The sequence below is a fragment of the Polaromonas potterensis genome (assembly GCF_033446725.1).
In the GTDB taxonomy this organism is placed as follows: Bacteria; Pseudomonadota; Gammaproteobacteria; order Burkholderiales; family Burkholderiaceae_C; genus Polaromonas.
On sequence record NZ_JAWQLX010000005.1, the window covers coordinates 1 to 18,086 of the forward strand.

An 18,086-nucleotide genomic window follows, 5' to 3' on the forward strand; every position below is an offset into this window, starting at 1 on the left:
GTCTGTAGATGTGCAGTCTGTTCCCGTTGCCTCGCACCATCAATTTCACGACAAAGCAAGAAAACCGTCACCAAGGAAAACTTATCACGAACAATGCTTGACTACGTGGGAAGTCCCTGTAAAGGGTTAGGCCACATCGCGCAATAAAAACGACTGGACTGTTTCGACAAGTTCAAGCATCTTGGCATACGACATCTGACCATGCGTGAGGGCCTTGCCATTCATAGATAGATCAATGGTAACGCCCGACCAGGTAACAGGGAGCATCGCCCGTTCCGCTGGATTGAAGTTGAATGTCATGTCGTGTGCGAAGTAGTTACGCAGAATGCGCCAGAAGAAGAACCAGGGTTGTGCCTTGAGCTTGTCCAGTTGACCCGTGCTCTGGCAGTATGTCTTTGTGGTTGACAGGAGATCCGTAAGGGCACTTCGATAGGCGAGAACGTATAGATCATCGCAAGCAATCTTCATGGCCGTCTCGTCATGAACAAGGCGCTTCGCCGCGGGGAACAAGTGAAGCTGTGCATTCATCGCGTCATGAATCGACTCGAAGACCTGCGCACTGCCTGGGTGACACCAGAACACAAGACTCGCGTACGCTAGATGAATGCGGTTCAGTGCCGTTCTATACTGCCCAAGTAGCTCAGAGGCGGGATCCATGTGGTCTAACGTAATAAAAGCGTAGCGAGCCCCAAGCTTACAACCAGCGCTTAAGCAATCCCATCACCTGGTCAAAACGCTTGCCATACGGCGGGTAAAACAAATCGCCGCGCGCCCACTTCGACGACACCAGCACCGGTTTTTGCTGGGTCAGGCGCAGGAAACCGGCCTCGCCGTGGTAGCTACCCCAGCCGCTCTCGCCGACACCGCCAAAAGGCAGGTTTTCATGGGCGATGTGCATCAAGGTGTCATTCACCGTCACGCCGCCGCTCACGGTACGTGCCAGCACGGCGTCGCGCGATGTGGTGTCGGTGCCAAACCAGTACAGCGCGAGCGGACGCGGCCTGGCGTTGATATAGGCGATGGCTTGATCCAGCGAGTCGTAAGGCAACACGGGCAGGATGGGGCCGAAGATTTCTTCGTTCAGCAGTTTGGAGTCCGCCGCCGCGTCAAACACCAGCACCGGGGCCATCTGCCTTGAGGCGGGTGTTCCAGTTGCGGCACCCGGATTCACCACCTGCAAACGTGCGCCCTCCCCTTCGGCTTGCGCCAGTAAGACCTGCAGGCGTTCGTGGTGGCGCGGGCTGATGATGGCGGCGTAATCCGGGTTGTTGGCAATGGTGGGAAAAAGTTTGGCCACGGCTTTTGCAAAAGCCTCACCGAATGCGGCTTCGCGGCCCCTGGGCAACAACACGTAGTCGGGCGCGATGCAGGTCTGGCCGGCGTTGAGCAGCTTGCCGTGCGCGATCTTGATGGCCGCCTGGTCCATGTCGCACGATGCGTCAATGATGCAAGGCGACTTGCCGCCCAGCTCCAGCGTGGTCGGCGTGAGGTTGGCGGCAGCGGTTTTGGCCACGATGCGGCCCACGGCGGTGGAGCCGGTAAAAAACAGGTGGTCAAACGGCAGGCTGGAGAATTCGGCGGCAAACTGGCCATCGCCCAACACCACACAAAGTTCGTCCGCGGCGAAAGCCTTGCCTATCAGCTCGGCCAGCAAGGCAGAGGTTTTTGGCGTCAACTCGCTGGGTTTGAGCATCACACGGTTGCCCGCCGCCAGTGCGGTAATCACCGGCCCCAGCGACAGTTGCACCGGGTAATTCCACGGCGACACCACGCCCACCACACCCAGTGGCTGGCGCTGCAGGTAGGCATGTGAAGGTTGCAGGTACAGCGGTGTGCTGACCTTGACCGGCTTCATCCATTTGGGCAGGGCCTTGAGCGTATGCGACAGCAAGGTGCGCAGCACAAACAGGTCGGCAATCTCGGTCAGCTGCGGCGAGCGCACGCCAAAATCGGCCTGTACCATCTGGGCCAGCGCCGCGCCGTTATCGTCCAGCAGGCGGCGCACACGCAGCAGCCGGTCGCGACGCAAGGCCAGCGGCACCTCGATCTGGGCGCGGCTGGCGCGGTACTGGACCTCAAAAAGGGCTGCAAGGCCGGTGCCGACTGGACTGCTGTTTGTGGGGGAGGTCATCCGGCGATGATAGGGCCAGCCAGCGCCGCGCAACAGATGATCAACGCCAGTCCCGCCCCGGCATCGATTCGCAGGGTCATGCCGGGTTCGCCTGCAAAAATCTGTCGTGATGGACTTTTCTTACAGCCGGAACGTGAATTTTCCGGTACGGTGGTGTATTCCTTCTGAAAGGTTTTCATGGAATTCAAGGACTACTACGAAACCGTCGGCGTCACGCGTGATGCGACACCGGAGGACATCAAGCGCGCCTACCGCAAGCTGGCGCGCAAGTACCACCCCGATGTCAGCAAGGAAAAAAATGCCGAGGCACGCTTCAAGGAGGTCGCCGAAGCCTATGAGGTGCTCAGCGACCCCGACAAACGAGCGGCTTACGACCAGTTGGGCGCCAACCACCAAGCCGGACAGGACTTCCGGCCGCCACCCGAGTGGGCCGGCAGCCAGTCATCCAGCAGCCGGAGCAGCAGCGGCGGTTTTCGCGAAGGCCAGTTCGGCGGACAAGGTGCCGATCACAGCGAATTTTTTGAGTCGCTGTTTCGTGGCATGGGCGGCGGCAGGCATGGCGGGCCCAGCCAGGACATGTTCGACATGCACGGACAGGATCAACACGCGAAGATACAGATCAGCATCGAGGACTCCTACAACGGCGCCACGCGTACCTTGCAGTTGCGCACACCGCAGGAAAGCAGTGACGGGCGCGTACAGATGCAGGACCGCAGCATCGAGTTTGTGATCCCCAAGGGCATACGCGCCGGCCAGCACATCCGCCTGGCCGCTCAGGGCGCGCCCGGCATGGGCCAGGGCAGCCCCGGCGACCTCTACCTGGACGTGGCATTTTTGCCGCACCAGCTTTACCGGGCCGAGGGCCACGATGTTTACATGGACCTGCCCGTGGCCCCCTGGGAGGCAGCCCTGGGTGCCGAAGTTGAAGCGCCCACGCCAACCGGCCGGGTCGAGGTCAAAATTCCCGCCGGCTCGGCCACCGGGCGCAAACTGCGGCTCAAGGGCCGGGGTCTACCGGGCAAGACGCCTGGCGATTTTTATTACGTCTTGCAGATCACCCTGCCACCGGCCGACACCGATGCCGCGAAAAGTGCTTACCAGGGCATGGCCGCGGCTTTCAAAACCTTCAACCCGCGCGCCCAACTGGAAGGCCAGCCATGACACCCCACACCGCCGCCCCTCAACTTATCGGGTTTGTTCTGGAAGATCAGACCGAACTCACACTGGCCGATCTGTGCCGCGCCTGCGCGACGCAAGCCAACGTGGTCATCGAACTGGTCGATGAAGGCCTGATCGTGCCCAGCGGACCAACGCCCGAATACTGGCGCTTCACCGGCCTGCACATGCAACGCGCGCGTGTCGCGCTGCGCCTGCAGGAAGACCTGGGCGTGAACCTGGCCGGTGCCGCGCTGGCGTTGCAGTTGCTTGAAGAGCTGGAAACGCTGCGCAGCCGCTTGCGGGTGCTGGAAGAAACCTAGGCTCAAAGAAAAACAGGTCAGCCAGTGTGGCCTGAGCGTCGATGACGCTGCTCAGGCCCACAAGGTCTGCATGGCCTGCGAGAAGTCCTGGGCCAGGCGCTGCCACCCGGCCACCTGCCCGCCGCTGACCACAGGTTTCCCGGCCACAAACACCTCGCTGAAACGCGCGTCGGGACTGGAAAACACCAGCGCATCCAGCAGATGATCGGCCGGAATGCCCAGCAAGGCCGGTGATGACGTATCGATTACCGAAAAGTCTGCACGCTCACCGGGCCGGATGCCGCCCAGCGGCAGCGAGGTCGCCGCTGAGCCACCCCCTAACGCAGCGGTAAACAACGATCCGGCACTGCTAGGCCCGCCCAAGGTTCGCGCCGCGATGTTGCGCTGGCGCAGGGTCAGGCGCTGGGAATATTCGAGCAGGCGAAGTTCTTCCTGCCAGCTACGCGTGACATGGCTGTCGGAACCTATGGACCAGTGGCCGCCAGCCGCCGCATACGTCGGCAGGTCAAACACGCCGTCACCCAGATTGGCTTCGGTGCTGGGGCAAATCACAATCGCCGCGCCGCTGCGCTGCACACCCTGTAGCTCGGCGACGCTGGACTGGGTTGCATGCACCAGATTCCAGCGCGCATCGACTTGCGCGTGCCCAAGCAACCATTCGATGGGACGCGCGCCTTGCGCCGTGAGGCAGTCTTTCACTTCCTGCATCTGCTCGGCAATATGGATGTGAACCGCCATGCCCCGCGCCTTGGCCGCGGCCGCAACTTCGTGCAGCGCCGCTTCATCCACCGCACGCAGCGAATGCAGGGCCAAGCCGGTATTGATATGGCCGGTGCCTTGGCCCCGCACCCCTTCGGCCAGCCGCAACACCGAGTCCGGGGTCGAGGCAAAACGCCGCTGATCCTCGCGCAAACCCGTGGCACCAAAGCCCGAACGCATGTACAGCGTGGGCAGCAGGGTCAAGCCCATGCCCACACGCTGCGCGGCACGCACCAGCGCCAGCGACATGGCCAGCGGGTCGGCATAAGGCTGGCCGTCGGTATGGTTGTGCAGGTAATGGAACTCGCAGACCTGGGTGTAACCGGCTTGCAGCAGCTCGGCGTAAAGCAGCGCCGCCACGGCCTCCAATTGCTCAGGCGTGATACGCAACGCGGCGCTGTACATGCGGTCGCGCCAGCTCCAGAAGTCGTCCTCGCTGCCGCTGGCGCGTTCGGTCAGCCCGGCGATCGCGCGCTGAAAGGCGTGGCTGTGCGCGTTGACCAGCCCCGGCAAGACCGGCCCACCCAGACGTTCTGCACCGCGTTGCAACTCGGCGCTGGCATGGGGCTCAACATTGGCCCAGTGGCCGTCCGCTGCAACGCTTAGCAGAACATCCTGCGCCCAGGCCCCATGGATCCAGGCCTGGGGTGCCAGGTAACGTTTTACCTCACTGGCCATACAGCTTGCGGGCCGCAGCCAGGCTACCTTCCACCATGGCCTGGAGCACCGGCTGGATTTTCTTCGCCTTCGCCTCGTCATAAGCAAACGGCGCGACTTCCTGCATGTACAGGCTCTGGCATTTCTCCAGCTGGATCGCATGTACATGCTGCGCCGGCTGGCCATAACGGCGCGTGATATAGCCGCCCTTGAAGCGGCCGTTGACGATGCTGCTCACGCCGTCGGCGGCAGCACAGGCGGCTGCCGCAGCTTCGGCGATGGAAGGATCAGCGGCCGCGCCGTCGGCCGTGCCAATGTTCAGGTCCGGCAAGCGGCCTTCGAACAGCCAAGGGATTTCGGAGCGGATGCTGTGTGCGTCCCAGAGCAGCACAAAGCCATGTTTCTCCTTGAGGCGCGCCAACTCATTGGCCAGTGCCGTGTGGTAGGGCTGCCAATAGGTTTCGCGCCGGCGCAGCCGCTCGGCAGGTTCGGGGGCCTTGCCTTCCTGGTACAGCGTATCACCGTTGAAAAACCGTGTTGGACACAACTCGGTATTGGACGCCCCGGGGTACATGGGGGCATCGTCGGGTGGACGGTTCAGGTCAATGACATAACGCGAATGGGTCGGCCTGAGCACGCTGGCGCCCAGTGCGGGCAAAAAGTCATACAGCCGGTGCAAATGCCAGTCGGTGTCTTCCACATCCAGCGCACGCGCCGTGTAGTCGCCGCGCAAGTCGGACGGAATTTCGGTGCCGGTGTGCGGCATGCTGACCAGCAAAGGCACGTTGCCTGGGTCCAAAATAAAACTCATACGGGTTCACCATTAAAAATTGTTTGAAGGCGCGGATTCGCGCCCAGGGCATAACTCAATTGGGCGGGATGCAACACATCCCACAGCACAAAATCAGCACGCTGGCCCCTGGCCAACACACCGCGATCTGGCAGACCCAGCGCGCGCGCGGCATGACGGGTCACACCGGCCAGGGCTTCTTCGGGCGTGAGCCGGAACAAGGTACACGCCATGTTCAGCATCAAAAGCAAGGAGGTGCACGGCGAGCTACCGGGATTGCAGTCGGTAGAGATGGCCATGGCCACCTGCTGAGAACGCAACAATTTTATAGGCGGCACCCGGGTTTCTCGCAAAAAGTAAAACGCACCGGGCAACAACACGGCCACGCTGCCGGCTGCCGCCATGGCTGCGGCGCCCGCTTCGCTCAGCCACTCCAGATGGTCGCAACTCAGTGCGCCGTAACGCGCCGCCAGTTGCGCGCCACCGCTGTCGCTGAGTTGCTCGGCATGGAGCTTGACCGGCAACCCGAGTTGGCGCGCCGCTTCAAACACACGTTCGGTCTGCGCCGTGCTGAAGGCAATACGTTCACAAAAGGCGTCGACCGCGTCGACCAGCCCTTCCGCACGCAATGCCGGCAACATGCGCAACACCTCGTCCAGGTAGTCATCGGTGCGACCGGCAAACTCGGGCGGCACGGCGTGGGCACCGAGAAAAGTCGTGCGGACATCAACCGGCTGCGCACGGCCCAATGCGCGGGCCACCCTCAGGGTTTTTCGCTCGTGGGCCAAGGCCAGGCCGTAGCCGGACTTGATTTCGACGGTGGTGACCCCCTCGGCCACCAGAGCTTGCAGCCGTTTCAGGCTCTGTGTTTGCAGCTCTGACTCGGACGCCGCGCGTGTGGCCTTGACTGTGGAAGCGATGCCACCACCGGCGCGGGCAATGTCTTCGTAACTCGCGCCCTGGAGCCGCAGCTCGAACTCCTGCGCGCGGTCCCCGCCGTACACCAAGTGGGTGTGACAATCGATCAGACCCGGTGTGATCAGTGCGCCTCCGGCATCGTGTTCACGCGTAACGCGTGCCGCCAATTCGCCCGGCAGCGCGCTGCGCGGGCCGACCCAAGCCACCTGCCCGGCTTCAACAGCCAGCGCCGCGTCTTCGATCAAGCCGTAAGGCGCAGCATGGTCTGGCTGCAAGGTGGCAATGCGGCAATGTCGCCAGATTTGTAATGTCATCGGATTTCCATCCAGAGCGCGGTCGGCGCTTCCAGGCGTACCGATGCGCCGTCAAGCATCACCCGCCAGGCCAGGGTGTGCGGCGGCACGGTGGCAAAGCTTGTGTCCACCTGCACAGCCACCGGCTCGTCCCAGGCATAGACCGCGACACGGGTGCCCGGTGCCACCTGGGTGTCCAGCACACCCAGCACACGCACCATGCGGGCACTGGCGCGGCCCTTGCGCAGCATCAAGTTGAAGTCTTCGGTGGGACCGTCCAGCAGCTCGCAGCCACAGGGCAAGGCGCCGTCGAAACACAGCGGCGCGCTTTGCGCCGTGAGCGGGTGTACCTGCCCGTCCAGGTTCAAGCTGACCCCCGCGCCGCCCAGCACCGCAAACCAGCGCTGCACGCCATCGAAATGCGAAAACGGGCCGCTTTTGTCCACTTCGGCCACCGAAATGCGCCAGTCCCAGTCCTGCGGGGTCGGCCAGGCCAGCAATTCACGCGTGACACCACCGCCATTGCGCCAGGGCGCGGGCACCACATCTTCCAGGGGAATCATTTGCCAAGTCATGGGATAAGCTCCGCTCTGTGAGCGCCTGTTTTTGCCTGAGAAACGGCCAGTCGGCTCATGCCTGGAATTGTCCTGCAAAGCTGTAACGCGTGCCAGGATAAACCAGCCGGGCCACGCTGGCCACATGGGCGCCGCTGACGGTGCGGCGCATCATGGCCAGGCAGGGTTCACTGCGTTTGATGCCCAGCTGTTTGGCCTCCTGGGCCGTCGGCAAACAGGCCTCGATGGAATAACTGGCTTCGGTCAAGGGCGCATGCACCAGCAGATGGTGGGTGGGCGTGGTCTGGGTGAAGTCGGTGTCGAGAAAATCCGGCGCGGCGGCCGGGTTCACGTAGCGGTCCTCGTACTGGATGGGCACGCCGTTTTCCATATGCACCAGCAAGGTGTGAAAAACCCGCGCACCCGTGCGCAGGCCCATGGTTTTGGCCAGATCGACGCTGGCCTTTTCGGCCACAACCTGCAAAACCCGGGTGGTGTGTAAATGGCCACGCTCGGCCACCTCTTCATGGATGTCCCGGATCGTGAGCCGGGAAGAAATGCGGTGCAGCTCGGCCACCCGTGTGCCCGATCCCTGCACCCGCGTCACCAGGCCCTCGGCGGCCAGCTCGCGCAAAGCGCGGTTGGCCGTCATACGGCTGATGCCGAACTGGACCGCCAGCACCGACTCGCTGGGCACCGGGTCGCCCGGCTTCCAGGTGCCGGCGCTGATACGTGTCTTGATGAAGGCCTTGACCTGCTCATACGCAGGCATTAAAGGTGTTGGCATAAACCATAGATTACCCCAGTTGACACAAGTTGTATAGACAACTACGATTTACCAGAGAACAATTTATTCCCCACCAGTTTTCCGTCATCGCTGGAGTTTTGCCATGTCAGACCTTTCGAAAACCCCTTTTCTCGATAGCAAGGCCAGGCCGGTGCGCGCGCCCCGCGGCAACACCCTGACTTGCGCCAACTGGCAGATCGAGGCGGCTTACCGCATGATCCAGAACAACCTCGATCCCGAGGTGGCCGAGAACCCCGACGAACTGGTGGTTTACGGCGGCATCGGCAAGGCCGCGCGCAACTGGCCGGCGTTTGATGCCATCCTGGATTCGCTGCGCAAACTCAAGGCCGACGAAACCCTGCTGGTGCAGTCGGGCAAACCGGTCGGCGTGTTTCGCACCCACACCGGCGCACCACGTGTACTGATTGCCAACTCCAACCTGGTGCCCAAGTGGGCCACCTGGGAACATTTCAACGAACTGGACCGCGCAGGCCTGATGATGTACGGCCAGATGACGGCCGGCAGCTGGATTTACATCGGCACGCAGGGCATCGTGCAAGGCACCTACGAAACTTTTGTCGAAGCCGGGCGCCAGCATTTCAACGGCGACCTGGCCGGTCGCTGGGTGCTCACCGCCGGCCTGGGCGGCATGGGTGGCGCGCAGCCTCTGGCCGCCACCTTTGCCGGTGCCTGCTCGCTCAACATCGAATGCCAGCAGTCGCGCATCGACTTTCGGCTGCGCACCAACTATGTGGACAAGCAGGCCAAAGACCTCGACGAAGCGTTGGAGATGATCCAACACCACACCAGCCGCAAGGAAGCCGTGTCAATTGCCCTGTGCGGCAACGCGGCCGAGATCGTGCCCGAGCTGGCCAGGCGCGCCGCGGCTGGCGGCCTACGCCCCGACATGGTGACCGACCAGACCTCGGCGCACGACATCATCAACGGTTATTTGCCGATGGGCTGGACAGTCGCGCAATGGCAGGCCGCGCAAAAAGACCCGGCCCAACACGCGGCGCTGACACAAGCCGCCGGCGAATCCTGCGCCACCCATGTGCAGGCCTTGCTGGCCTTTCACGCCATGGGCATCCCGACGGTGGACTATGGCAACAACCTGCGCCAGGTCGCCAAGGACTTTGGCGTGGCCAACGCGTTTGACTACCCAGGCTTTGTGCCCGCCTACATCCGGCCGCTGTTTTGTCGCGGTGTCGGCCCCTTCCGCTGGGTGGCCCTGAGCGGCGACCCGGAAGACATCCGCAAGACCGACGCGAAGATGAAAGAACTCTTCCCCGACAACAAACACCTGCACCGCTGGCTGGACATGGCCGAAGAACGTATCAGCTACCAGGGCCTGCCTGCGCGTATTTGCTGGATAGGTCTGGGCGAGCGCCATCTGGCCGGCCTGGCCTTTAATGAGATGGTCAAAAGCGGCGAACTGAAAGCCCCTATCGTGATCGGGCGCGACCACCTCGACAGCGGCTCGGTCGCCTCGCCCAACCGCGAAACCGAAGCCATGAAAGACGGCAGCGACGCCGTCAGCGACTGGCCGCTGCTCAACGCCTTGCTCAACACCGCCAGCGGCGCCACCTGGGTCAGCCTGCACCATGGCGGCGGCGTCGGCATGGGTTATTCGCAACATTCGGGCGTGGTCATCGTCTGTGACGGCACGGCCGAGGCGGCAGAGCGTATTGAACGTGTGTTGTTCAACGACCCGGCCACCGGCGTGATGCGCCATGCCGACGCAGGTTACGACATCGCCAAAGCCAGCGCCAAAACCAACGGCCTGAACCTACCGATGCTGGGCTGAAGCGCTCCCAGCCACCCGTTTCCGATCTACCCCATGCCCCACTCTGAAACCCTGATCCCGGGGCAACTCGACCTTGCCCAACTGCGGCGCCTGTGCGGCGTCACACCCGTGCCGGTGCAACTCGACCCGGCCTGCCGCGCGGGCATACGCGCCAGTGCCGCCCTGGTCAAACAAGCCGCTGAGGGCGGCGACGCCGTCTACGGCGTGAACACCGGTTTCGGCAAACTCGCCAACACCCGCATCGCCAAGGAAGACCTGGCCTTGTTGCAGCTCAAGCTGCTGCGCTCCCATGCGGTGGGTGTGGGTGAGCCGCTGGCCGAGAGGGTGGTGCACCTGATCCTGCTGCTCAAGGCGACCAGCCTGGCGCGCGGTTATTCCGGCGTGCGCGAAGAAATCATCGATGGCCTGCTGGCCTTGCACAACCTGGGCGTGTGTCCGGTCATCCCCTGCCAGGGCTCGGTCGGCGCCTCGGGTGACCTCGCGCCGTTAGCCCATTTGTGCCTGCCGCTGATTGGTGAAGGCGAGGTGTTTTACCAAGGTCAGCGCATGCCGGCCGCCGCTGCGCTGACGCAAGCCGGCCTGGCGCCTTTACAGCTTTCGGCCAAGGAAGGCCTGGCGCTGATCAACGGCACCCAGGTTTCCACCGCGCTGGCGCTGGACGCCTTGCTGGCCACCGACCGTCTGTTCGAAGCCGCCGTGATTTCCGGCGCCTTGACGCTGGACGCGGCACGCGGCAGCGATGGCCCGTTTGATCCGCGCATCCACGCCGTGCGCGGCCAGTTGGGCCAGATCGCTTGCGCCGCGGCCTACCGCTCGCTGATGCTGGGCAGCGAAATTCGTCGCTCGCACCTCGAAGGCGACGACCGCGTGCAAGACCCCTATTGCCTGCGCTGCCAGCCCCAGGTCATGGGCGCCTGCCTGGACCAGATGCGTTATGCCGCACAAGTGCTGGTGATCGAGGCCAATGCTGTCACCGACAACCCGCTGGTGTTTGCATCCAGCACCGGCGCATGGCAAGCAGGGGCCGTGGAACCGGCTTCGCCGGGCCACAGGCGCCGCCCCCTTGAGGGGGAGGTGGCCGCAGGCCACTTCGGGGGGGAACTCATTTCAGGCGGCAACTTTCATGCGGAACCGGTTGCGCTCGCCTGCGACGCCCTGGCCGTGGCGATTGCCGAAATCGGTGCCATCACCGAGCGCCGCATCGCCATGCTGGTGGACACCGTGGTGTCGCGCCTGCCGCCCTTTTTGACGCCCGACGCCGGTCTGAACTCCGGCTTCATGATTGTGCATGTCACAGCGGCTGCGCTGGCGTCCGAAAACAAGTCGCTGGCGCATCCGGCCAGTGTCGACAGCCTGCCCACCTCGGCCAACCAGGAAGACCATGTGAGCATGGCCACCTTTGCCGCACGCCGCCTGCAACCCATGTTGCGCAACACCGCACACATTGTCGGCATCGAACTGCTGGCCGCCGCCCAGGGCATCGAGTTTTTGCGTCCACTCACAAGTTCTGCGCCACTTGAAAGTGTGTTGCGGCTGATCCGCATAGTGTCCCCCGCCATGATGGAAGACCGCAGCCTGGCCCGCGACATGCAGGCCATGCACCATCTGGTGGCGGCCGGCGACATTGCGAGCGCGCTAGACGCGCAAATAGCGGATTTACACGCATTGCGGCTGGCATGAAGACTGCATACAGTTTGGCCACCAACCCTTTCACCACCTAAAACCAGGAGAACCCATGAAAAAGCTGCTGACCCTCTCTCTCGTCGCCCTGGCCTGCGTCTCTGCGCAAGCCCAGGAAACCAAAGTCACCCTGGCCATGTCGGGATGGACCGGTTTTGCACCGCTGACCCTGGCCAAGGAAGCCGGCATTTTCAAGAAAAACGGCCTGGACGTTTCCATCAAAAAAATTCCGCAAAAAGACCGCCACCTGGCGATTGCCTCGGGTGACGTGCAATGCGCCGCCACCACGGTGGAAACCTGGATCGTCTGGAACGCCAACGGTGTTGCCACCACGCAGATTTTCCAGCTTGACAAAAGTTACGGTGCCGACGGCATGGTGGTCAAACCCAACATCAGCAAAATCAGCGACCTCAAAGGCAAAACCGTGGCTGCCAGCGCACCCGGCACCGCGCCTTATTTCACCCTGGCCTGGATGCTCAAGAAAAATGGCCTGAGCACCAAAGACGTGAAAATCGTCAACCTGGAACCACAAGCCGCTGCCAACGCCATGATCGCCGGCACCGACGGCATTGACGCCGCCATGACCTACGAGCCTTACCTGGGTGCCGTGCGCGCCAAGCCGGAAGCCGGCAAGATCATCGCCACCACGCTCGACTACCCCATGATCATGGACACCGTGGGCTGCACGCCCAAGTTCCTTGCCGACAACCCGAAAGCCGCCAAGGCCCTGGCCGACAGCTACTTTGAAGCCGTCGAGATGATCCAGAAAGATCCTAAAAAGAGCTTCGAGATCATGGGCGCCGACGTGAAGCAGACCGGCGAAGCGTTTGAAGCCTCGGCCAAATACCTGCGCTGGCAAGACCGCAGCGCGAACCAGAAGTTCTTCGAGGGTGAACACGCCGCCTTCAGCAAGGAAGCCGCCGAACTGCTGCTGGGCGCTGGCATCATCAAGGCCTTGCCCGACATGAGCAAGCTGGCCGACACACGTTTTATTAAATGAGCCCCCACGCTTGTCGCTTCGCGTGCCTACGGCGGTGCGCTGCCCCTTTCCCGAAAAAGAGGGGCCATGTTTTCCTTGGGACGGCCCGGCGGAAAACGTCGCACCTCCCGTCATTTACCTTGCGCAGCGGACATCCGAAATGAGGCCTCTTCAACCCGTGAGCTCCGGCGCGCGTATCGCGCTGGGCATCAGCTTCTTCGTCCTGTTTTTTGCACTCTGGGCCGCGGTCACTTTCGGCGGGATGGTCTCCAAGACCTTCCTGGCCGACCCGCTCACCATGGTGCGATCGGGTTACGACCTGCTGGTCAACCAAGGCTTTCTTCATGACATCGGCATGACGGTCTGGCGGGTGCTGGGCGGTTTTGCGCTGGCGGCCTTGCTGGCCGTGCCGCTGGGTGTGTTGATGGGCGCCTACAAACCGATCGAAGCGTTTTTTGAACCCTTTGTGAGTTTTGCGCGTTACCTGCCGGCCTCGGCCTTTATCCCGCTGCTGATTTTGTGGGCAGGCATTGGCGAGGCGCAAAAACTGGCCGTTATTTTTATCGGCTCGTTTTTCCAACTGGTGCTGATGTTTGCCGTGAGTGTGGGCAACACGCGGCGCGATCTGGTGGAAGCAGCCTACACGCTGGGCGCGGGTGACCGCGGCATTGTCACGCGTGTGTTGCTGCCCAGCAGCGCGCCCGAGATTGCCGAGACCCTGCGCATGGTGCTGGGTTGGGCCTGGACCTATGTGATCGTGGCGGAACTGATAGGCGCGTCCAGCGGCATCGGCCACATGATCACCGACAGCCAGGCCTTGATGGCCACCGACCAGATCATTTTCGGCATCATCGTCATCGGCGTGATCGGGCTGGTGACCGACATGGCCTTCAAAGCCCTGAACCGCAAGCTGTTCCCCTGGGCACAGCTCGGCAAATAACTGTCATGGCGCTGGCTGCCCTACCAAAAACTTCATGAGCATTCTTCAAATCTCCCAGGTCTCCAAAACCTTCGCGGGCGCCAAGGGCGGCACCGTCGCCTTGCAGGCCACCGACCTGAATGTGGCCGAGAACGACTTCATCACCATTCTCGGCCCCTCGGGCTGCGGCAAAAGCACCTTGCTGCGCATGGTGGCCGGTCTGGACATCCCGACCACCGGCAGCATCACGCTGGACGGCCGGCCGGTCACCGGCCCGGGCGCCGACCGCGGCATGGTGTTCCAGAGCTACACCCTGTTCCCCTGGCTGACCATTCTGGAAAACGTCTGCTTTGGCCTGCGTGAAAAAGGCCTGCCGCTGGCTGAGCAACACGCCATCGCCCAGCCCTTTATTGCCAAGGTCGGCCTCAAAGGTTTCGAGAACCACTTCCCCAAACAACTCTCAGGCGGCATGCAGCAACGCACGGCACTGGCCCGTGCACTGGCCAACAAGCCACGCATGTTGCTGATGGACGAGCCTTTCGGCGCGCTGGACCACCAGACCCGCGAGCTGATGCAGGAGTTGCTGCAAGGCATCTGGGAAGCCGAACGCAAGACCGTGCTGTTTGTGACCCACGACATCGACGAAGCCATCTTCATGGGCAACCGCGTGGTGGTGATGAGTGCGCGCCCCGGCCGCATCAAATGCGACCTGCCCGTACCTATCGAACATCCGCGTCACTACTCGGTCAAAACCACGCCGGTGTTTGTCGAACTCAAGGCGCGGCTCATGGAAGAAATTCGCATCGAGGTGCAAAGAGCGGCCGGCTTGCTGGTGGAAGCGGCCTAAGCCTGGCAGGAACGCCGCCGCGCTGGATGCGGTGCTGGCGGCCGATTTTTCAGACTTTATGAATAAAATCGGCCACCAGCCCTTACCCCATAAGCGCAAGCAGCTATTAATTCAGTAGCGAATTTACTCCAGCGACATCTTCGCTGCGCGCGCCACCTTGCCCAGGCGTTCGTATTCCGAGGCCGCCAGCGCACCCAGGCTTTCGGCGCTGGAGCTGCGCGGCGAAAAGCCGGCTTGTATCAGCTTGTCCTTGATGGCAGGCTGCGCCAGCGCTTCCACAAAAGCTTCGTTCAAGGCCTGCACCACGGCGCGCGGCATGCCGGCCGGACCGAAAACACCAAACCATGGGTCCACGTCGTAACCAGCAATGCCGGCCTCGGCCATCGTCGGTACATCAGGCAGCGACGGCGAACGGGTTTTGCCGGCCACGGCCAGCGCACGCAGTTTGCCGGACTTGATGTGTGGCAGCGACGCCGGCAGGTTGTCAAACATCACCGGCAGGTGACCACCCAGCATGTCGTTGATGCCGGGCCCACTGCCCTTGTAGGGCACGTGGGTCAGGCTGGTTTGGGTCATCTGTTCGAACATCGCGGCCGCCAAGTGCATGGAGGTGCCTGCGCCCGCCGTGCCGTAGGTCAGGCCAGGTTTCTGCTTCACATAAGTCACAAACTCGGCCACGGTTTTCACCGGCAGCGCCGGGCTGACTTCCAGCACGATGGTGGAATGGCCCAGCAGGCTGATGGCGCTGAAGTCCTTGCGCGGATCGAAAGCCATGGACTTGTAGAGGTGCGGGTTCAGCGCGTTGGTGGAGATGGCGCCAAAACCAATGGTGTAGCCGTCGGGTGCCGCCTTGGCTACCGCGTCCATGCCGATGTTGCCGCCGGCGCCGGGTTTATTTTCAATGATCACCGGCTGGCCCAGCTTTTCGGCCACGCGCTGGCCCACCGAACGCGCCACCAGATCGGTCGTACCACCGGGAAGATAAGGCACGATAAAACGGATGGGCTTGGCTGGAAAGTGGGCATCCTGCGCGAGTGCGGGAAAGGTCAGCAGGCCGGTCACCGCGAGCACGGTGGCCAAACCGGCACGCCGGCGGAAAGAAGAAGCGATCATGAACAGGGTTTCCTGATGAAGTGGAGACAGGTGATTATTCCCGCAGACCGAGGCCCGAACAAGCGGCGCGTTACACGCGTTAACGTCCCTGCTTGACAAAGGCTCGGCATGGCTTTTAAACTAAACCACACGGTTAAGTTTAGAGACGATGTTCTGAACCGGCTTGTTCGCCGCATCGGCGTGCCCTCCGCGCGCGGGCAAGACGGCCGGAAGGTCCGCAACGTAAATGGCGCACCGGCACGGCGCCCTTTCCGTCCCAGCTTGGCAGGAGGCGCTCATGGAGTTCTCCCTGTACCGGAAGTTCTGGCGCGACAGACTCGATGCACTGGGCCGTTATCTGTACCACCAAGAGGAAATCAAACCATGGAAAGCAGCGCCCTCCAAGAAAGCCCCTCACTCCGGCTCAGCCGGACCTACCCGGTCCTGCCTGAAAAAGTCTGGCAAGCATGGACAGCCCCGCAAGCCTTGACCCAGTGGTTCGGCCCGGGCGAGCCGTCCTCGGTCACGCGGGCCGACCTGGATGTGCGTGTAGGCGGTCGTTACCACATCGCCTTCACGACGCCGGACGGCGACGCCCACGATGTCAGCGGTGTCTACCAGGAGGTGGTCAAGAACCGCAAGCTCGTCTTCACCTGGGCCTGGAAAAGCACCCCCGAACGGGTGTCCCGGGTCACCGTGGCCCTGCGGCCCACGGCAGAAGGCACGGAGCTGACCTTTCTGCATGAGCAGTTTTTCGACCAGGCCGCACGCGACAACCACGAGGGCGGCTGGACCGCCACGTTTCTCAAGCTCGACGCCTTCATGGCGGAAGCATGAACCAATCAGCCGCCACACCCCAACGCGCGAGCCGGCGCGAATGGATTGGCCTGGCCGTGATCGCCCTGCCCTGCATGTTGTATTCCATGGACCTGACGGTACTGAACCTCGCCGTGCCCGCACTCAGCGCCGACCTCAAACCCAGCAGTGCACAGCTGCTGTGGATCGTCGACATCTACGGCTTTCTGGTGGCCGGCTCGCTGATCACCATGGGCACACTGGGCGACCGCATAGGCCGGCGCCGCTTGCTGCTGATAGGCGCCGCCGCCTTTGGCCTGGCCTCGGTGCTGGCGGCTTTTGCCAACAGTGCGGAGACCTTGATTGCGGCGCGCGCCATTCTTGGCGTGGCCGGCGCCACGCTGGCACCGTCAACACTTTCGCTGATCCGCAATATGTTTCTGGATCCGCGGCAACGTTCCATCGCCATCGGGGTGTGGATTGCCAGCTTCTCCGCCGGCGGCGCCATCGGGCCGCTGCTGGGCGGCGTGGTGCTGGCCTACTTCTGGTGGGGCGCGGTTTTTCTGCTGGCGGTGCCGGTGATGTTGTTGCTGCTGGTGCTGGGCCCGCTGCTGTTGCCAGAGTTTCGTGACCCCCAGGCCGGCCGACTCGATCTGCCCAGCGCCGGCCTGTCGCTGGCTGCGGTCTTGTCCATGATTTACGGCATCAAACGCCTGGCCGAAGGCGGCTGGGACTGGCTGCCACTGCTGTTCATCGCGGCCGGGCTGATCCTGGGCACACTGTTCGTGCGGCGGCAACGCACACTGGCCGATCCCTTGATCGATCTCTCGCTGTTTCGCTCGCCGGCTTTCAGCGCGGCTCTGGCCATCAACATCCTCGGCTTTTTCGCCATGTTTTCGGCCTTCCTGTATATGGCGCAGTACTTACAGCTGGTGCTTGGCATGGGGCCCATGGAGGCCGGCGGGTGGACCGTGCCTTCGGCACTGGCCTTTATCGTCGGCTCCAGCGTCGTCCCAATCGTCGGCCATCGTCTGCGCCCGGCTTATGTGATCGCGGGTGGCCTGGCGCTGTCGGCGCTGGGTTTTGTGGTGCTCAGCCAGGTCAGCACCAGCTCTGCGCTGGCGGTGCTTGTCATCGGCTCCATCATCTTCTCGCTGGGCCTGACACCGGTGGTCAGCCTGACCACCGACTTGCTGGTCGGCTCGGCGCCGCCTGAACGGGCCGGTGCGGCCGCGGCGCTTTCAGAAACCAGCTCCGAGTTGGGCGGTGCACTGGGCATCGCGGTCTTGGGCAGTGTGGCCACCGCTGTCTACCGTCACCACATGCTGGACGCCGTGCCGCAGGGCTTGCCGGCCGGCGTGAGCAAGGCCGCATGGGACACCGTGGGCGGCGCGGTGGCCATGGCCCACGACTTGCCCGGCGAACTCGGCACCGCGTTGCTGGCGGCGGCGCGTGAGGCCTTTGTGCAAGGCCTGCAACTGAGCGCCACCCTCAGCGCCATCGTACTGATGGCCGCCTGTCTGGTGGCCCTGCTCGCACTGCGGCAAGCCAAAGTGGGTGGTCACTGAACGCAGAACACGTTTTTTCACCAGGAGAGCAG

At 62.8% G+C, this 18,086-nt stretch carries 18 protein-coding genes; 9 read left to right on the plus strand and 9 right to left on the minus strand.

Features of this window, described 5'->3' with window-relative positions; genetic code table 11:
• Positions 1-126: 126 nt before the first annotated feature.
• Genes R6254_RS10705 through R6254_RS10715 form a run of 3 tightly spaced genes read right to left on the minus strand, consistent with a single transcriptional unit; the run spans position 127 to position 2,310 of the window.
• On the minus strand, positions 127-657 hold the full coding sequence (locus R6254_RS10705) for a hypothetical protein (protein WP_318406692.1): 531 nt from the start codon (positions 655-657) through the stop codon (positions 127-129).
• Positions 658-694: 37 nt separating this feature from the next.
• On the minus strand, positions 695-2,131 hold the full coding sequence (locus R6254_RS10710) for a coniferyl aldehyde dehydrogenase (RefSeq protein ID WP_318406693.1): 1,437 nt from the start codon (positions 2,129-2,131) through the stop codon (positions 695-697).
• Complete coding sequence (locus R6254_RS10715) at positions 2,128-2,310, minus strand: hypothetical protein (RefSeq protein ID WP_318406695.1); 183 nt, start codon at positions 2,308-2,310, stop codon at positions 2,128-2,130. Before R6254_RS10715 ends, R6254_RS10710 begins: the two co-directional genes overlap by 4 nt.
• On the opposite strand from R6254_RS10715, the gene R6254_RS10720 reads away from it, so the two are divergent.
• Positions 2,309-3,292 (plus strand): DnaJ C-terminal domain-containing protein, encoded by a 984-nt coding sequence (locus tag R6254_RS10720; protein WP_318406697.1) that lies wholly within the window; start codon positions 2,309-2,311, stop codon positions 3,290-3,292. The genes R6254_RS10715 and R6254_RS10720 overlap by 2 nt on opposite strands.
• Positions 3,289-3,609, plus strand: a complete 321-nt coding sequence (locus R6254_RS10725) for a chaperone modulator CbpM (RefSeq protein ID WP_318406698.1) — start codon at positions 3,289-3,291, stop codon at positions 3,607-3,609. Before R6254_RS10720 ends, R6254_RS10725 begins: the two co-directional genes overlap by 4 nt.
• A gap of 51 nt (positions 3,610-3,660) precedes the next feature.
• On the opposite strand, the gene R6254_RS10730 is transcribed toward R6254_RS10725, so the two are convergent.
• From R6254_RS10730 to hutC, 5 genes are read right to left on the minus strand one after another with little or no spacing between them, the layout of a single operon-like run.
• Entirely contained in the window at positions 3,661-5,046 is a 1,386-nt protein-coding gene (locus tag R6254_RS10730; protein WP_318406700.1) for a formimidoylglutamate deiminase, read from the minus strand.
• On the minus strand, positions 5,036-5,836 hold the full coding sequence (hutG, locus tag R6254_RS10735) for an N-formylglutamate deformylase (RefSeq protein WP_318406702.1): 801 nt from the start codon (positions 5,834-5,836) through the stop codon (positions 5,036-5,038). The genes R6254_RS10730 and hutG overlap by 11 nt, the downstream gene beginning before the upstream one ends.
• A complete protein-coding gene (hutI, locus tag R6254_RS10740) occupies positions 5,833-7,047 on the minus strand; it encodes an imidazolonepropionase (RefSeq protein ID WP_318406703.1) in 1,215 nt (404 codons plus the stop codon). The genes hutG and hutI overlap by 4 nt, the downstream gene beginning before the upstream one ends.
• Positions 7,044-7,601, minus strand: a complete 558-nt coding sequence (locus R6254_RS10745) for a HutD/Ves family protein (RefSeq protein WP_318406704.1) — start codon at positions 7,599-7,601, stop codon at positions 7,044-7,046. Before R6254_RS10745 ends, hutI begins: the two co-directional genes overlap by 4 nt.
• A gap of 55 nt (positions 7,602-7,656) precedes the next feature.
• Positions 7,657-8,367 carry a histidine utilization transcriptional repressor HutC gene (hutC, locus tag R6254_RS10750; RefSeq protein WP_318406705.1) on the minus strand — a complete coding sequence of 237 codons (711 nt, stop codon included), beginning with the start codon at positions 8,365-8,367 and terminating at the stop codon, positions 7,657-7,659.
• 103 nt (positions 8,368-8,470) lie between these two features.
• Here hutC and hutU point away from each other — a divergent pair, with 103 nt between their 5' ends.
• From hutU to R6254_RS10775, 5 genes are all read left to right on the plus strand, one after another.
• The gene (gene hutU / locus R6254_RS10755) at positions 8,471-10,174 is read left to right on the plus strand and encodes a urocanate hydratase (protein WP_318406707.1); all 1,704 of its coding nucleotides are present in this window, start codon (positions 8,471-8,473) and stop codon (positions 10,172-10,174) included.
• A 33-nt stretch (positions 10,175-10,207) separates the two neighbouring features.
• The gene (gene hutH, locus R6254_RS10760; RefSeq protein WP_318406708.1) at positions 10,208-11,854 is read left to right on the plus strand and encodes a histidine ammonia-lyase; all 1,647 of its coding nucleotides are present in this window, start codon (positions 10,208-10,210) and stop codon (positions 11,852-11,854) included.
• A gap of 55 nt (positions 11,855-11,909) precedes the next feature.
• Positions 11,910-12,854 carry an ABC transporter substrate-binding protein gene (locus R6254_RS10765; protein ID WP_318406709.1) on the plus strand — a complete coding sequence of 315 codons (945 nt, stop codon included), beginning with the start codon at positions 11,910-11,912 and terminating at the stop codon, positions 12,852-12,854.
• Positions 12,855-12,966: 112 nt separating this feature from the next.
• A complete protein-coding gene (locus tag R6254_RS10770; protein ID WP_412103158.1) occupies positions 12,967-13,773 on the plus strand; it encodes an ABC transporter permease in 807 nt (268 codons plus the stop codon).
• A gap of 34 nt (positions 13,774-13,807) precedes the next feature.
• A complete protein-coding gene (locus R6254_RS10775) occupies positions 13,808-14,599 on the plus strand; it encodes an ABC transporter ATP-binding protein (protein WP_318406711.1) in 792 nt (263 codons plus the stop codon).
• 123 nt (positions 14,600-14,722) lie between these two features.
• Here the strand turns inward: R6254_RS10775 and R6254_RS10780 are convergent, their stop codons facing one another.
• Positions 14,723-15,712: a Bug family tripartite tricarboxylate transporter substrate binding protein gene (locus R6254_RS10780; protein WP_318406712.1), complete on the minus strand. Its 990-nt coding sequence runs from the start codon at positions 15,710-15,712 to the stop codon at positions 14,723-14,725.
• Positions 15,713-16,075: 363 nt separating this feature from the next.
• Between R6254_RS10780 and R6254_RS10785 the strand changes: the two genes are divergently transcribed.
• The gene (locus R6254_RS10785) at positions 16,076-16,528 is read left to right on the plus strand and encodes an SRPBCC family protein (RefSeq protein ID WP_318406713.1); all 453 of its coding nucleotides are present in this window, start codon (positions 16,076-16,078) and stop codon (positions 16,526-16,528) included.
• Positions 16,525-18,054: an MFS transporter gene (locus R6254_RS10790; protein WP_318406715.1), complete on the plus strand. Its 1,530-nt coding sequence runs from the start codon at positions 16,525-16,527 to the stop codon at positions 18,052-18,054. Before R6254_RS10785 ends, R6254_RS10790 begins: the two co-directional genes overlap by 4 nt.
• The last annotated feature ends 32 nt before the right edge of the window (positions 18,055-18,086 follow it).

Excerpts from the sequence above, each read along its gene's own strand:
- R6254_RS10705 (WP_318406692.1), bottom strand. The coding sequence starts at position 657 with ATGGATCCCGCCTCTGAGCTACTTGGGCAGTATAGAACGGCACTGAAC.
- R6254_RS10710 (WP_318406693.1), bottom strand. The coding sequence starts at position 2,131 with ATGACCTCCCCCACAAACAGCAGTCCAGTCGGCACCGGCCTTGCAGCC.
- R6254_RS10720 (WP_318406697.1), top strand. The coding sequence starts at position 2,309 with ATGGAATTCAAGGACTACTACGAAACCGTCGGCGTCACGCGTGATGCG.
- R6254_RS10715 (WP_318406695.1), bottom strand. The coding sequence starts at position 2,310 with ATGAAAACCTTTCAGAAGGAATACACCACCGTACCGGAAAATTCACGT.
- R6254_RS10725 (WP_318406698.1), top strand. The coding sequence starts at position 3,289 with ATGACACCCCACACCGCCGCCCCTCAACTTATCGGGTTTGTTCTGGAA.
- R6254_RS10730 (WP_318406700.1), bottom strand. The coding sequence starts at position 5,046 with ATGGCCAGTGAGGTAAAACGTTACCTGGCACCCCAGGCCTGGATCCAT.
- hutG (WP_318406702.1), bottom strand. The coding sequence starts at position 5,836 with ATGAGTTTTATTTTGGACCCAGGCAACGTGCCTTTGCTGGTCAGCATG.
- hutI (WP_318406703.1), bottom strand. The coding sequence starts at position 7,047 with ATGACATTACAAATCTGGCGACATTGCCGCATTGCCACCTTGCAGCCA.
- R6254_RS10745 (WP_318406704.1), bottom strand. The coding sequence starts at position 7,601 with ATGACTTGGCAAATGATTCCCCTGGAAGATGTGGTGCCCGCGCCCTGG.
- hutC (WP_318406705.1), bottom strand. The coding sequence starts at position 8,367 with ATGCCAACACCTTTAATGCCTGCGTATGAGCAGGTCAAGGCCTTCATC.
- hutU (WP_318406707.1), top strand. The coding sequence starts at position 8,471 with ATGTCAGACCTTTCGAAAACCCCTTTTCTCGATAGCAAGGCCAGGCCG.
- hutH (WP_318406708.1), top strand. The coding sequence starts at position 10,208 with ATGCCCCACTCTGAAACCCTGATCCCGGGGCAACTCGACCTTGCCCAA.
- R6254_RS10765 (WP_318406709.1), top strand. The coding sequence starts at position 11,910 with ATGAAAAAGCTGCTGACCCTCTCTCTCGTCGCCCTGGCCTGCGTCTCT.
- R6254_RS10775 (WP_318406711.1), top strand. The coding sequence starts at position 13,808 with ATGAGCATTCTTCAAATCTCCCAGGTCTCCAAAACCTTCGCGGGCGCC.
- R6254_RS10780 (WP_318406712.1), bottom strand. The coding sequence starts at position 15,712 with ATGATCGCTTCTTCTTTCCGCCGGCGTGCCGGTTTGGCCACCGTGCTC.
- R6254_RS10785 (WP_318406713.1), top strand. The coding sequence starts at position 16,076 with ATGGAAAGCAGCGCCCTCCAAGAAAGCCCCTCACTCCGGCTCAGCCGG.
- R6254_RS10790 (WP_318406715.1), top strand. The coding sequence starts at position 16,525 with ATGAACCAATCAGCCGCCACACCCCAACGCGCGAGCCGGCGCGAATGG.